This is a genomic window from Cystobacter fuscus (genome assembly GCF_044360685.1).
Taxonomy (GTDB): domain Bacteria; phylum Myxococcota; class Myxococcia; order Myxococcales; family Myxococcaceae; genus Cystobacter; species Cystobacter fuscus_C.
In genome coordinates this window covers 6,783,040-6,796,398 of record NZ_CP043491.1, presented here as the reverse complement: position 1 = coordinate 6,796,398, position 13,359 = coordinate 6,783,040, and the positions used below count along the sequence as shown (strand labels likewise).

The following is a 13,359-nucleotide window of genomic DNA, read 5'->3' as shown; positions in this document are numbered from 1 at the left end:
GGATGGCTGAACGGCCTCGCTACGTGCGGAAGGCACTCTCGTGAGCCCTCCCCATTGACATGGCTCAGGGCGTGTAGAGCTCCACCGAGCCGAGCTGCTCACCATTGCCGTCGTCCCCTCCCGCGACGAGCACCTCACCCGACGGCAACAGCGTGGCCGTGTGGGAGCGGCGCGAGTGCGCCAGGACACCCGCGCTCGTCCAGACACCGCTGGCCGGGTCATACAGCTCCGCCTGGGCGTTGCCTCCACCCACCACCAGCACCTGGCCGGAGGGCAACAGCGTGGCCGTGTGGGAGCGGCGCGAGTGCGCCAGGACACCCGCGCTCGTCCAGACACCGCTGGCCGGGTCATACAGCTCCGCCTGGGCGCTGCCTCCACCCACCACCAGCACCTGGCCGGAGGGCAACAACGTGGCCGTATGATCATCGCGAGGCGTCGACATCGAGCCGGTCGGCGTCCAGGTGTCGGTGCTCGGGTCGTACACCTCCGCATCGGCGGAAGTGCTCGAGTAGCCGCCGCCCGAGAGGAGGACCTTTCCGGAGGGAAGCAGCGACAGGGCCGACCCCATCAGGAGCCGGGAGTTGCCCCGGGCGGGGCTCCAGCTTCCCGTCGCTGGCTCGTACAGCTCCACGAAGCCAGGACCGGCGGGGTTCGCGGCAACACCTCCCACCATCAGCACCTGGCCCGAGGGCAGGACCACCGCCTGGGGGAACTGCCGATAGGCGAACGTGGAGCCGGTGGGAGTCCAGACGCCGGTGCCCTCGTCATAGAGCTCCGCCGCGTTCGAGAAGCGGGCCTCCCCCATGCTCAGGACCTTGCCCGTGGGAAGCAATACGGCGGTGGGGCCGATGCGCGGCGCACTCATGGAGCCGGTGGACGTCCAGGTGCCCGTGGCTGGATCGTAGATCTCGGACGAGCTCAGGCCCTCTATAGGCTGGACGCTGGAGCTGACGCCACCGGCGACCATCACCTTCCCGGAGGGGAGCAGGGCCGCCGCGTGGCTGGAGCGGGCCGTGCGCAGGGGCCCCGTGGAGCGCCACGTTTGATGAGCCGGGGGAGTCTCGGAGTCGTTCCCCCCGCCAGGAGGGGGCGGCGGCACGACTCCCAGGAAGTCCACATCGAAACATCCCGTGGTGAGGGCCAATGACAGAATGATTCCAGCGCGAGCGGCGAGCCTCATGCGTGAACTCCTCGGTGGGCCAGACTCCTGGCCGAGGCAGCCTATACGAGAACCTCACGCGATATTCATTGAAATACATTTCGGAGTCGAACGCGACTCCAATCGCAGCGGAACAATCCGCCCGCCGGGCTCCCGCGAATGCACTCGGAAGCCCGGGGCCGCCCCTCGTCACTGCTTGGTGAACGTCAAGTCATCGAGGTTGAACGCGTCACCAAAACGCAGCTGGAGGATGTGCTTGCCAGCCTCCAGGTTCACCTGCGTGCTCACCGTCGTATAGGTCTGCCATTCTCCGGTGTTCGGCACGGCGAGGGTGCCCACCTTCTTTCCGTCGAACAGCAGGCGCAACGAACTGCCATTGGCCGTCTGCGACGCGACCCGGGCCGACACGGTATACGTGCCGCTCGTCGCCACGTTCACCGTGTACTCCACCCACTCCGAGGTGCTCACCCAACCGACGTGGAAGCCTCCGCTGGGAATCGTGCCGACATCGACACCTTCGTTCGGCCGGTACGCGCCGCCTTCGTTCTGCGGGCTGCCATCGCTGTACGCCACGCCTTGCGCACCGTTGTCGTAGTCCTCCGCCTGGATCCGTCCCGGAATCGCCAGCGGTGTGGCGAAGCGTGGCGTGCCGTGCTGCTTCGTCTGCTTGACCAGTTGGATCGTGCCGTCGCCGTTGTAATACAGCTTGTCGGCGCTGACCGAGCGGAGCCAATCATTCCCCGACAGCATGCTCGTGTGGTAGAAGGCATACCACTGCCCCTTGTACTGCACGATCGAGCCGTGGTTCGTATAGCTGTCGGTGGAGTCGATGTAGATGCCACGATAGGTCCACGGACCGAGCGGGCTCGTGCTCGTGGCGTACCGCATGCGGTTGTGGTCGCCGTTCTCGTCGTGGTTGTCCGAGTACGACAGGTAGTAGATCCCGTTTCGCTTGTGCACCCACGAGGCCTCGTGGAAGTCGACCAGGCCCTGCATGGTTTGCATCTGGCCGTCGATCTCCATCATGTTGGCCTTGAGCTTGCCCCCCTTGGCGATGCCTCCCCCCCCGTAATACAGATACGCTTGGCCATCGTCATCGACGAACACCGCGGGATCGATCAGCGATTCGAGTCCCTGGATGTACCCCTGCACGGTGAAGTTCGCGGCGGGCTGCGTGCTCGTCGCCACGCCGATCTTCCAGGTGTTGTTCCAGTCCGTTCCGCTGGGATGGGGGAAGTAGAAGTAATAGATGCCGTTCTTGTAGGCCACATCGGGCGCCCACATGAAGCCGCCCTCCGGCCTTCCCCAGGGCACGTTGGCGGCGCGCAGGATCTCGCCGTGATCGACCCAGTTGACCATGTCGTCCGTCGAGTAGACATGGTACTCGTCCATGAGGTCGGCACCGCGCGGTGGGGCGATGTCGTGCGATGGATAGACATAGAGCCGTCCGTCGGCCCAGACATGCGCCGAGGGATCGGCGGTATACATGTTGCGGAAGATCGGGTTCTGTGGGTCGCCGACGGTCTGCGCGACCGCCGGGGACACGGCGAGCGACACACCGGTGAGCACCAGCGACAGCATGCAACGCCTGGTCATGGATGGCTCCTGGGATGAGGGGAGCACGCTCGCTCCCGTATGCCCATCCCTTTCTGAAGGAGATTACATGGTATTCCGGGTCAACCTGGATCTCAATGATAATCCAGAGCGGGCCCCTGTCCTTCAGTCGGTGAGCGTTCGATCCCTCTTTTGGGTGATTTCCATCAAGGCCTGACACGCTACCCTGAGTGCGCGTTCGGGACGCCTTGAGCCAAGAACGCCCCATCGCTTTCGACCCCACGAAGTACCATTGGGGTCAGCCATGGGGCGTCTGGTGGCCTGGACTGTTTGTCATTCTTCCAGCGGCCGGGGTTCAGCTCAGTCGATCGGGATCGGACGGCACGTCCTGCCGTCACAGTAGTACCCCTCCGGGCAGGGCTGGGGGACATCCACCTTGCACATGGGCAGCATCTGCTCCTGGCTGGCGAGGTCGGACTCCGTGTCCGTGGCCTCATCCACCGGGCCACCACAGCCCACCAGCGCGATGACCGCAACGAACCCCAGCCCCTTGAACAACATGTCTCTCAGCATTGCGTTCCTCCAGTTGAGGTCCCGAGGATCCTCCACTCCCGAAGGAAACGTCAATGCATCAAGCTGCCCCGAGCAGGAGGCGCGCCAGGCCCCCACGCCGAGCAGAATCAAGAACAGCACATCCATGACGGGTTGGTTGAACCTCAGGCCGCCCAGGCGGGGGATGCGCTCAACGAATTCCGGGTCCACCAAGGCGGTGCCTGGAAAGAGGATGGAGCCGGCCTGGGTCACCCAGTAGAGCGACGCGAGGAGCGTCCCGGGGAGACCAGTGCGGGTTGCATGCCTCGAGGGCATGGAGCACCGCACGTCGCGCTCCATGCGCACCTGTCCCCCGCGCCGCCGACGTCAGGGCCCCCATTCGAGTCCGACCATCAGGCGGTACTGGCGGTAGGCGAACGGAGTGCCGCGCAGCTGCGGGATGGGCACCACCATGTCCGGCTTGAACTCAAGCCAGGTGCTCGGCGCCACCCGGACGGCCGCGCTCAGGGCGCCCAGGCCCAGATACGCCCCCACGGAGCCCATCGGCGCGCCCACCGCGCTGAACAGCAGCAGGCTCGTCCCCAGATGCACCGTGGTGCGCAGCTCCACGCCCTCTACCTGCGTCCAGCGGTAGATGCCCGAGCCCACCAGGCTCAAGACTCCGGGCGCGAAGGAGCTGGAGAGCAGATCGATCCACGGGTTGAACTCCAGATCCACCCCCAGCGCGAGGTGGGCGAGCGGTGCCCAGCGGACGCCCGCGTCCACGCTCAGGGCGGAGCGGTCGAGGGAGGCGCCGGCCGCGACGTGGAGGCGGGGAACGAACGTCTCGGGCGTCCCGGCGGGCGCGGCGGAGGGCAGGGCGGCGGCAACCAGAGCGAACCAGAGCAGGAGGGGCCGTTTCATGGCCGTCCCCGGTGGCCCTCGCGGCGCTGTCGCTGGCGGAGCAGGCCGAGCCCCGCCAGGAGGGCGCCCGCGGAGAGCGCGCCGGGCGCGGCGGCACACCCTTCGGAGCGGGTGGGGCTCGTGACGTAGCTCTCCAGCGCGCCGCACCAGCCATTGCCGACGGAGCACCCGGGCGCGACCTGGAGGTAGCCCTGGAGCACGGCGTCCGCCCGCGCCAGGCGCCCCTGACGTCCCCCGCTCCCGTCGGCCAGGGCGGTCAGCAGGTCGGCCGAGGCCTGGGTGGCCGCGGCCACTCGCGCCTGACCGGGCGCGTCATCGTCCGTGCAGCGGTCGAAGGCCGAGACGTGCGCCCGGCCATCCCGTGCCGGGTTGTAGTCGGGGGCGAGCGCGGGGTCGACGTAGTTGAAGACGCTCCAGATCTGCCGCATGTCGGGCGAGCGGTAGATGTGGGTGAAGCTGTCCTGGAGCGCGTGAAGGGCGCGTCCGAGCCGGTAGGCGTAGCGCGGCAGCGGCACGAGCGCGCGCTGGTACTTGAGGGCGAGCTGGACCGGCTCGGTGGCGTCCAGGTCGACGGCCTCGGCGTCCCCCAGTGCGAGCGCCACCTGCTCCAGGATGGAGTCGTGACACGCCTGGGCGGCCTGGACGTCTCCGGCCGCGAAGTCCTGGTCCGACGTCCGCAGGCAGTGCTCGGGCTGCGAGGTGGGGGCGAGGTCCACCTCCACGTGCTCGGGCAGATCCGTGGCGGCGGCACCATGGAGGTCGTTGTCTCGGACCCCGGCCAGCATCGCCACCGTCCACGCGTCGCGAGCCGTCGGCAGGTGGAAGGGCAGGTTGTCCACGAGGACCTTCTGTCCGGCCGTCGGCACGGGCGGCAGCGCTCCGTCCGGCCAGCCCGCCCGTGCCAGCGCGGCGGCGGTGATCCGCTCGTGGCAGCCCTCCGTCACGGGCGTCTCGATGGTGTACGCGCGTGCCGTGGTTGTACCGAGAATGAGGGCGGCCAGCAGCGTCGAAGCAGCCAGCGGAAGGTAGCGGCGGAGGGAGGGCACGTGTGGAAACCGAAGAGGCCAGACTGTACCACCGGGCGGGGCTTGGGAGGAATTGGCCCCGGGGCGCGAGGTCGCGGCTGCTCGCGGAGCAGGCCGTGCACCGGGCGGACAAGGCCCGGCGGGCGACCTCGATTGGAGGCGGCGGGAATCGAAGCCGTGAATCAAGAAATGGACCTGAGAGGTCAGGTAAGATGCCCTGCCTATTCAGGGCCACTTCGTAAATGGCGCTCAAGCACGCGATAGACTGGCAGCGTGCCAACGTTGGCACTGAAATTCACCCGCCCGGTGGCAGGGCCCTCTTTCACCGGGGCGCGCTCTTCGTTGCCTCCCTTGTATCCGTGCAGCACGATCTGGCTTCCACGAATGCCGTATTGGGCGTGTGTATCCTTCCAACAGGGCCGCGAACCCACAGCAGTTCCAGTGCGCGCCTTGAGGCCTGCGGCTACTCCGTGGCAGCACCCGCCTTCGGCGTTGCCCGCGCGACGGGGAGGACGGCACACCGCACCTCAAGGAGTGGTGCGCCCGCCAATCTCCGGGAAGCGCTCGTAGGCCCGCTTGAGTGCGTCCAGGTGGGCGGGGTTGTCCAAATCGAGCGGCGCATCGGTGAGTTTGACAACCCACCCGCCCGTCGCGGTACGCCGTGAGCGCGACAGCAGCTCCGCGTCGCGCGTCAGGTCTGGGAAACCGATGGCTCGTTCGGCAGCGGGCGACCAGTAGTTCAGCCACCCTAGGTGATGCGGAATCTCAGGCGAGCGTATGGCAGTGGGGGATTTGATCACCGGCAAGCCACGAGGAGGCGTCTCCAGATCGTCTGGCAGATTCTTCGTCTGGCGCGCGATGTCCACCCCCGCGTTGAAAGGCGTTGCATGCCCCCAGAATGCGCGAACACCCTCCGCTATGGCCTCCAGCACCTCTACTGCCGCCGCGATGCCGGTTGCGTCGAGCGGCAGGACCGCATGGACTTCAAACTGTGCCTGTCCTCCCGGGGAAATCCCCGCCGGGCTGTTCCATCCAGACACCGTTACCCGGTAGTTCTCGTCGCCATTGCAAATGAGCCGAAACCCCCTTCCGGTCGGGCGCCCCTGGGCGAGCCATGCCTCGCGCTGCGGTAGCCGGATGAGCTTCCCTTCGCGGGAAATCGTCCACTCCATGCGCAAGCCAGGGAACGCGCGCTCCATTCCATGAACAACGGCTAATGGGCGGACATCGTTGCTCACGAGTGCAGGTGCATAGACAATAATGGCAATGTCCGTCTCTTGTGTCGCAGGCATTTCAGCACCACTCCATGACGACGATGAAGCCAGTGAGTCGTCGATCCGCGAGCTCCAGCGCGGCTTTGTGCGCGGCGCTGCGCACGCCGACCCGGAAGTTGAATCCACAAGCCAGAGCAAGGGCTCGCTCATACTGCAACTCCGGCACTTGGTCCTCGATCACAATCCGCCGAAGGTCAGGCGGGTACGTGTCGAAGTTGTCGGTCTTGACCTCCCACAGCGTGCGCGTGGCCAGTTGCAGCGCGTCGAAGTCTTTCCCATTCACGAACACATCCCCGCCGGGAAAACTGTTGTTCGGAATTCCGTCGGCGCACTTGTTGTGCAATTTATTACCGCCGCGATGGTACGGCCGTGGGACGGGCTCGCACCTATTGCGATCTCGCTCCGAAGTTTCGGGTGGCTCCACAGGAGGAACATCCGGCCCCTTTGGCTCTGGCTTGGGCTTCTGTTCCGGCGAGGCGGGCTTCGCTATAGGCACCGGGCGTATCTCGGGCTCCGGGCGCGTCTCAGGTGCGGGCCTAACCTGGGGACGGCCTTTCCTCAGCTCATACGCCTCCAGGGCCTCTTTGATGGCGAAGCCCACGACCACCACGCCCATCACCACCACCGCTCCCACCGCAATTTCCGGTGCTGCCAGGACGCAGACACCCAAGCCCACGGCAGCGGCCCCAGCATGGGCCACCGAACATCTTCCCGTGAGGTCGTGAAACTCAACCCGGTCATGGTCGAGGGCCTGATAGCACCTCTCCGCCAGTACGGGCCAGGGCTGCGACGCCTCCTGGACCACGCACCGTCCCCCATCCGTCCAGGGTAGGGCCGCCGCTCGCTGGAGGTTGGCGTACCTCGGCTCCCAGTCCACGGGCTCTTCCGGACTCGGCGCTGACGTGGCGCAGGCGGAGACATGGAGCAGCAGTGCGATGCATGCTCGGAAACGCATGGCTACATCCTCCAATTTAGTGACGACCCTATGAGTTCTGGCGGGGCCATTCGGAATATGCCATCGCACTCCGACACCGAGGATGCGCGGAGGATCCACGAGCAAGGTGGCTTGGCGTGGGCCTCGGGTGTGGCTGGGCTGGTGTCAAAGGACTCGAAACGCGGGACCCAAGCCAGAACGAGACGGGGCGTGGACGGTGGAACCCACCCGCTTCAAATGCTTCCTCAGCCTTGCGAGTTGGCGCGCGTGGTGCGTCCGGCCTCGATGTACTCACGAGGGGGGAAGGGGATGGGTTAGCCGCTGAGGCTCCAACCCTCTCCCTCAATACGGCCCCCATCCCGCCTATACGCCGGGGCTGAACCGTGCACTCCGGGTGACACCCGCCCTCCATGCCGTACAGCCCATGGCACACCCTCCCCAACGCCCCCAGGCATCGGGGCATGGCGTGGTCCCTGCTATCCCCGTGGGCATGACCAAGTGCCTTCCTGTTCTCGTCGTCACCCTCCTGGGCTGTCAGGCCGAACCCGAGCTCGTGGAGGTGGCCGTGAGCGACCTGCCCCAGCCCGCCCTGCGCATCACGCGGGAGTTGCATGACGACGACGAGTCCGCCTCCATCTGGTTCATCCAGGACTCCACGCTCGGGCCCTGCCATCGCGTGCCCGCCGCGACCCGGCTGACCGCCAACGGGCGGGACTTCGTGATGAAGAGCCCGGGAGGCACTTCCTCCACCACCACGAGCACCGGGATCCGCTGGTCTTGTACCGTCCCCTGGTTCATGGGAGCCCCCCTCCCGGACGAGCCGCGCACCGAGTTCATCCTCTCGGATGGCAGGGGCTCGCGCCGCGCCGTCTTCCAGTCCCTGCGCGCCCCCCGCTCCTTCCGGATCAAAAGTCCCGAGCACGCCACGGCGCGCCCCGGCCAGGAACTGGAGCTCGAGTGGTCCCCGGCGACGGACCAGATCGATGGGGTGGGGTTCTCCCTGCGCCAGGAAGACGGCACCATCCTCAGCTATCAGCAGACCCGCCGGAGCGAGGGCAACCGCCTCTTCATCACCTTCAACCCGACCGCGGCGGGCCACTATCGGGTGACGGCGACGGGCTTCGCCCATGCGGGCGAGGAGAGCTGTGAGGACTTCAGGGGATGCGAGGCCGTCATCGACCTTCCCTATGCTCAGCCGCTCTCGGTGCCCCTCATCCTCGAGGCCCCCTGAGCGGGGCCCGCCGGGCCGAGACGAGCAGCAGCGCGACGAGTCCCGCTCAGGCCACGAAGTCTCCCGCGCCGCCTCCGGACGTCCCGCACGCGCAGCCCCGGGGCGCGTCGTCCACGACCGTCTCCGACACCGAGGCCTGGAAGGCCAGCTGCGTCTCCCCTCCGTCATCGTCAAGCACCCGGGTGCCCACGGGGGTGAGCCCACTCCTCAGTGAGCCGCGTGGGGCTCGGCCGGCTGGCGCACGTCCTGCCCGCGCGCATCGAGCGCGCCCGGACTCCGCCGGTTCACTCCCGCGGGCGTGCGCCGGTCCCGCGAGCGTTGTAGACGAGCGCGTCAGAGCGGCCGTATTCGGCGAAGACGGCGATCGCGTCACTCCGCAGCACTCCCGAGGTGACGCTGATTCCGCGGCCCTCAAGCTCCGCTCTCCAGTCCGTGGGCATGGGCCCTTCGTCGAAGCCCGTGAGCGCCTCGCACTCGGGGCCGTCGCCCGCGATGAGCAGGTGTTTGACCCCCGACCAGACGAGCGCGCCATAGCACATCGTGCAAGGGCGCCAGTTGACGACCAGCTCGAGTGGGCGACCGCCAGCCGAGCCAAGATCCCAGGTCCCAAGACGGGCCTGGGCGAGCGAGAGCGCCATGACCTCCGCATGCACGGAGGACAGGCCCGAGCTCAACACGACGTTGACGCCGACCGAGACCAGTTCACCCGTCGCGGGGTCGACCACGAGCGCGGCGAACGGCCCGCCGTTGCCCTCCTTGTAATTGCGCGCGGCGAGCCTGTTGGTGAGGCGGACGCGATCCTCGGCGGTCGGCAGGAGCGCGTTGTACGTGTGCAACTCTTTCACGAGCCAGCCGGGCAGCTGGGCGTTGACTCGTGTCGCGAAGGGATGTGTTTCTTTCATGATCGCTCCGGCCGGACGTGCTCGAGGCGCTGGGCAGTTGGAGCCAGTTCGTGGGGATGCTTCCGGTTCATTGACTCACCTCTTCCTGCCTCACCTCCCGCTTCATGGCTTTGATATGCCACCATTCATTGAAACCCCGCGATGGCAGGCTCGGCATCCGGAGGACGGTGAAGGGGGCGTCCCGGCGGTTCTGTTCCGGGTAGGCACTGCCGTCGGGAACGCGGAAGAACTCGTAGTCGAACTGATCCTCACGCTGCTTGATCCACTCCTCGACCTGCGTCTCACTGGCGGCGAGCGCCAGTCCGTATTCATGGTCGAGATAGTCCGGAAGCGAGACCCAGACCTCGAGCTGGTTCCAGTCGGAGAGCCGGGGAAGGGAGAGCTCGGTGACGGAGGCGCGGTCCTTGAACAGCGTCGCGCCGAGGCCAAACGTTTTGGGGGGGCCCCCCTCGAGGGGGATGGCGTAGAAGAAGAGGCGCTTGCCCTCCGGGTGCTCCGTGAGCTGCCGGGGCCGGAAGTAGAGGTAGGCGGAGGAGTCGAAGCGGGCGGCGACCTTCTCGCTCCACCGGCGGTACATGGGCAGCAGGACGGTCGAGTAGGTGGACTGCTCCTCGCGCAGCTCGGCGGGGGGCTCACATTCGCTATCGAAGCAGAAGATGTTCGGCTCCATCGGCTCACGCAGGTCGATGCCTCCGATGCAGGCATGGGGTTCCTTCATCACCCCTTCGGCCGCTTCCGGGCCGGCCCATCCATACTGATCGAAGTCAGAGTAGATGCCGCCGGCCTCGATGAGCTTCAGGGTGAAATCGTAGACGCGGGCCTTGGCGAGCTTCCCGTGGCAGCCCAGCAGGATGACCGGACGGCGCGGAGACTCCATGTCCTCCTGGGTGGGCTTCTGCTGCCTGAGGGAGGTGAGCCACTGGAAGAGGCTCTCGAAACGTCCGCTGGCGAAGCTGGCCCGGACCAGGGCGGCGTAGGCCTCGCTCACCATGGCGGCCTGCGACATGGAGGCGGGGGTCGGGTCCATGCTGTCGGCCGCGAGCGCTCGATGCAGGAGCACGTTGGCTTCCTCGGGTCTGCCCGCGCTCAGGGCGTCCTTGCCCTGGGCGAGGAGCGGCCTGAGCTCGAGAGGTGTGCGGCTGAGGAAGCGCAGCGAGGCCCACCCGGTGACAGGCGGCTGGTCCACGAACTCCACGTCTCCATTGGAGATCTTCACCTTGCGTCCGGGATAGGCGGTGACCTTCGCCCACTCTCCGTCGATGGAGCGCAGCTCGAGCGGCTGGTTCATGTTCAGGAGGAAGAGGGCCTTCGCCGAGGTACTCCGCTCCTGGCGGATTCGCAGCCCCACGGCCGCGGAGTAGACCCGGGGACCTTCCGCGCTCGTCTTCTCCTCCTCGCTCAGGGTGAGGAGGGAGGCGACGGGGAGATCGGGAAGGGGCGCGAGTCCAGGCAGGGCCCCCGAGGTCGTGGGCGGCTTGCTTCCATTGAAGGCCGCGAGCGCTTCGAGCAGCCGTTGGAGGCGGGCCTCCTGGGGGAAGTGCTCGAAGGCGCCGCGGGCGAGCCGCTCGGCCTGGAGGAACTCGGAGCGGGTGAGAAGCGTGGCGAGGTGCTCCGCGTAGTGCTCCACGGCGGGGGGGTTCTCACTCACGGCTTCCGCGGGGACGAAGCCGAGGAACCTACCCTCGTAGATCAGGGCGACGTGACCCGGGCGGACCCAGGGCGCGTGGGCCGGGGTCAGCGCTTCGACGGCATCCCCAAAGCCCTTGGTGGAACCGGCCGGTTGCAGCCCCGTTCCGATGGGCTGCTCGACGGGGACGGTGGTCGTCTGGATCCATCGAGGCTCTCCCTTGAGAGGATACGGCGCGACACAGCTCTCGGACAGGTAGAGGTCCGCGCCGCTGCCCTGGGCTTCGAGGGTGTGCAAACGATCGTTGAAGGAGCCGCCCTGGACCTTGAGGATGGTTCCGAAGGAGAGGGAGCCCTGGCCCTCGGAACCCCAGCGGGAGGAGTAGGTAGGGGTCGCGATACAGATGATCTGGACGGACCGGAGTGCATCGCTGGTGCAGCCCGAGGCGAGGAGGTACAGGCCAAGCTGGAGCGGGAGGACGCGGGCGCGTGTCATGGCACTCGCCAGCATACCCGGACGCTCTCTCCGCGCGATTCCATCCGGCCAGGCGCCGAGCCGAAGCCCCGAGCCAGGGCGCACGGCCTACTCGCCCCACTCCACGAGGAGCTGGCGGGGCCCGCGGTGGAGGAGACTGGGCAGGTAGGTGACGGGCGCGCCGGGAGACAGGCGCAGGTCCGGAAGACGCTCGAGCATGAGCTCGAGGGTGATGTGAGCCCCGAGCCGCGCGAGCGGTGCGCCGATGCAGTAATGGACGCCGTGGCCGAGGCCGAGGTGGCGCACGGCAGTGGGGCGATGGATGTCGAAGCGCTCGCCCTGCTCGAAGATCTGCTCGTCGCGGTTGGCGGAGGCGAAGAGGGGGAGCACCCGGCTCCCGCTGGGCAGCGACGTGCCCGCGAGCTCCACCGGCTCCGTCGTCGTGCGCATCATGCCCACGATGGGAGGATCGAAGCGCAGCGTCTCCTCGATGGCGTTGCGGATGAGGGAGGGGTCCTCGCGCAGCTCCCGCCAGAGGCCGGGGTGGCGCAGCAGGTGGTGGAGCGCGTTGGTGAGCAGGTTGGTGGACGTCTCGTGGCCGGCGAACAAGAGCACGGAGATCAGCGCCACGAGCTCCTCGGTGGTGAGGGGGCGCTCCCCCTCGGTTCTCGCCTCGAGCATCGAGGAGATGAGGTCATCGCGGGGGGACTCGCGGCGGTCCTCGACGAGGTCGCGCAGGTAGATGCGGAAGTTGGCCACGCCCTGGGCGACGCGCAGGTGTTGCTCGAGAGGCAGGGGGGTGAAGCAGAGCTTTTCGTCTTCGCACCACTGTTTGATGCGTGCATGGTCCGCTTCGGGGATGCCGAGCAGCTCCGTCGTCACATACATGGACACGGGGGTGGCGAGACGGGCGACGAGGTCGGCGTCGCGCGTTCCGCGCGTCAGTGTGTCGAGGCAGGTGGTGGTGACACGCCGGATCCGCGGCTCCAGGGATTGGACGCGAGCGAGGGTGAAGGCCTTGCCCAGGAGGGTGCGCAGGCGCGTGTGGGCGGGCGGGTCATCACCCAGGAGGGGGTAGTCCGGCGTGTAGCCCGCGGACTCGAGGATGGCCCACACCTCGGGGGGAGGAGCGACAGGGGGGCGGAGCGTGTCTCGCGAGCTGAAGCGCCTGGCATCCTTCAGGACCGCCATCACGTCCTGGTATCGGCTGACGAGCCAGAGCTGGAAGGCGGGGACGAAGGTGACGGGGGCCTCGCGGCGCAGCCGCGCGTAGAACGGGAACGGATCTTCCTGGAAGAGGGGATCGAGAGGGGTGTACTCGAGTCCGAGAGAAGGGGCGGGCATGGCCCCATCTTGTCTCAGTCGTGCCGGGTCGCGCCGCTCGAGTTCTTTGGTACCCTTCCTGGCGCTGGCGACCCTTCCATTCGACCTTCAGCGCGAGAAAGACATTCATGTCCCACCATCCCCCCGTGCAGCCCCTGCCTCAAGAGCCCCTGGGACGCTTCCGCCATTACCGCGGCGGCGAGTACGAGGTGATCTGCCATGCACGGCACAGCGAGACGGAGGAAGAGCTGGTGGTGTACCGCCAGCTCCATCCCGACACCGGGTTCTGGGTGCGCCCGAAGACGATGTTCTTCGAGGACGTCGAGCATGAGGGGATCCTGCAACCGCGCTTTCGCAAGATTGAAGGCTGAAGAAGGCCAACTCAAGGTGTCAGGCGACTC

Annotated in this window: 13 protein-coding genes and 1 pseudogene; 2 read left to right on the top strand and 12 right to left on the bottom strand. The window is 67.3% G+C overall.

Annotation, left to right across the window (positions count from 1 at the left end):
- Positions 1–64: 64 nt before the first annotated feature.
- The 8 genes and pseudogenes from F0U63_RS27835 to F0U63_RS27800 form a co-directional block, all read right to left on the bottom strand.
- Positions 65–865, bottom strand: a complete 801-nt coding sequence (locus F0U63_RS27835; protein WP_395848433.1) for a Kelch repeat-containing protein — start codon at positions 863–865, stop codon at positions 65–67.
- A 6-nt stretch (positions 866–871) separates the two neighbouring features.
- Positions 872–1,180 (bottom strand): annotated as a pseudogene (locus F0U63_RS27830) (kelch repeat-containing protein); the annotation flags it as partial.
- Positions 1,181–1,348: 168 nt separating this feature from the next.
- Positions 1,349–2,755 (bottom strand): family 43 glycosylhydrolase, encoded by a 1,407-nt coding sequence (locus tag F0U63_RS27825; protein WP_395834178.1) that lies wholly within the window; start codon positions 2,753–2,755, stop codon positions 1,349–1,351.
- Between the two features lie 318 nt (positions 2,756–3,073).
- A complete protein-coding gene (locus tag F0U63_RS27820; RefSeq protein ID WP_395834176.1) occupies positions 3,074–3,286 on the bottom strand; it encodes a hypothetical protein in 213 nt (70 codons plus the stop codon).
- Positions 3,287–3,631: 345 nt separating this feature from the next.
- Positions 3,632–4,168, bottom strand: coding sequence for a hypothetical protein (locus F0U63_RS27815; protein ID WP_395834174.1), 537 nt, complete (start codon positions 4,166–4,168; stop codon positions 3,632–3,634).
- Positions 4,165–5,214, bottom strand: a complete 1,050-nt coding sequence (locus F0U63_RS27810; protein WP_395834172.1) for a hypothetical protein — start codon at positions 5,212–5,214, stop codon at positions 4,165–4,167. The genes F0U63_RS27815 and F0U63_RS27810 overlap by 4 nt, the downstream gene beginning before the upstream one ends.
- Before the next feature lie 506 nt (positions 5,215–5,720).
- Complete coding sequence (locus tag F0U63_RS27805; protein ID WP_395834170.1) at positions 5,721–6,485, bottom strand: DUF5953 family protein; 765 nt, start codon at positions 6,483–6,485, stop codon at positions 5,721–5,723.
- A gap of 1 nt (position 6,486) precedes the next feature.
- Positions 6,487–7,143: a DUF6310 domain-containing protein gene (locus F0U63_RS27800; RefSeq protein WP_395834168.1), complete on the bottom strand. Its 657-nt coding sequence runs from the start codon at positions 7,141–7,143 to the stop codon at positions 6,487–6,489.
- Positions 7,144–7,867: 724 nt separating this feature from the next.
- Here F0U63_RS27800 and F0U63_RS27795 point away from each other — a divergent pair.
- On the top strand, positions 7,868–8,632 hold the full coding sequence (locus F0U63_RS27795) for a hypothetical protein (RefSeq protein WP_395834166.1): 765 nt from the start codon (positions 7,868–7,870) through the stop codon (positions 8,630–8,632).
- Positions 8,633–8,678: 46 nt separating this feature from the next.
- Here the strand turns inward: F0U63_RS27795 and F0U63_RS27790 are convergent, their stop codons facing one another.
- From F0U63_RS27790 to F0U63_RS27775, 4 genes are all read right to left on the bottom strand, one after another.
- The gene (locus F0U63_RS27790) at positions 8,679–8,822 is read right to left on the bottom strand and encodes a hypothetical protein (RefSeq protein WP_395834164.1); all 144 of its coding nucleotides are present in this window, start codon (positions 8,820–8,822) and stop codon (positions 8,679–8,681) included.
- Positions 8,823–8,916: 94 nt separating this feature from the next.
- On the bottom strand, positions 8,917–9,534 hold the full coding sequence (locus F0U63_RS27785; RefSeq protein WP_395834162.1) for a nucleoside deaminase: 618 nt from the start codon (positions 9,532–9,534) through the stop codon (positions 8,917–8,919).
- 67 nt (positions 9,535–9,601) lie between these two features.
- Positions 9,602–11,656, bottom strand: coding sequence for a hypothetical protein (locus F0U63_RS27780; protein WP_395834160.1), 2,055 nt, complete (start codon positions 11,654–11,656; stop codon positions 9,602–9,604).
- An 87-nt stretch (positions 11,657–11,743) separates the two neighbouring features.
- Positions 11,744–12,979 (bottom strand): cytochrome P450, encoded by a 1,236-nt coding sequence (locus F0U63_RS27775; protein WP_395834158.1) that lies wholly within the window; start codon positions 12,977–12,979, stop codon positions 11,744–11,746.
- Between the two features lie 107 nt (positions 12,980–13,086).
- On the opposite strand from F0U63_RS27775, the gene F0U63_RS27770 reads away from it, so the two are divergent.
- Positions 13,087–13,329 (top strand): DUF1653 domain-containing protein, encoded by a 243-nt coding sequence (locus F0U63_RS27770; RefSeq protein ID WP_395834156.1) that lies wholly within the window; start codon positions 13,087–13,089, stop codon positions 13,327–13,329.
- Positions 13,330–13,359 lie beyond the last annotated feature (30 nt).

Excerpts from the sequence above, each read along its gene's own strand:
- F0U63_RS27780 (WP_395834160.1), bottom strand. The coding sequence starts at position 11,656 with ATGACACGCGCCCGCGTCCTCCCGCTCCAGCTTGGCCTGTACCTCCTC.
- F0U63_RS27825 (WP_395834178.1), bottom strand. The coding sequence starts at position 2,755 with ATGACCAGGCGTTGCATGCTGTCGCTGGTGCTCACCGGTGTGTCGCTC.
- F0U63_RS27770 (WP_395834156.1), top strand. The coding sequence starts at position 13,087 with ATGTCCCACCATCCCCCCGTGCAGCCCCTGCCTCAAGAGCCCCTGGGA.
- F0U63_RS27785 (WP_395834162.1), bottom strand. The coding sequence starts at position 9,534 with ATGAAAGAAACACATCCCTTCGCGACACGAGTCAACGCCCAGCTGCCC.
- F0U63_RS27820 (WP_395834176.1), bottom strand. The coding sequence starts at position 3,286 with ATGCTGAGAGACATGTTGTTCAAGGGGCTGGGGTTCGTTGCGGTCATC.
- F0U63_RS27815 (WP_395834174.1), bottom strand. The coding sequence starts at position 4,168 with ATGAAACGGCCCCTCCTGCTCTGGTTCGCTCTGGTTGCCGCCGCCCTG.
- F0U63_RS27835 (WP_395848433.1), bottom strand. The coding sequence starts at position 865 with ATGAGTGCGCCGCGCATCGGCCCCACCGCCGTATTGCTTCCCACGGGC.
- F0U63_RS27775 (WP_395834158.1), bottom strand. The coding sequence starts at position 12,979 with ATGCCCGCCCCTTCTCTCGGACTCGAGTACACCCCTCTCGATCCCCTC.
- F0U63_RS27805 (WP_395834170.1), bottom strand. The coding sequence starts at position 6,485 with ATGCCTGCGACACAAGAGACGGACATTGCCATTATTGTCTATGCACCT.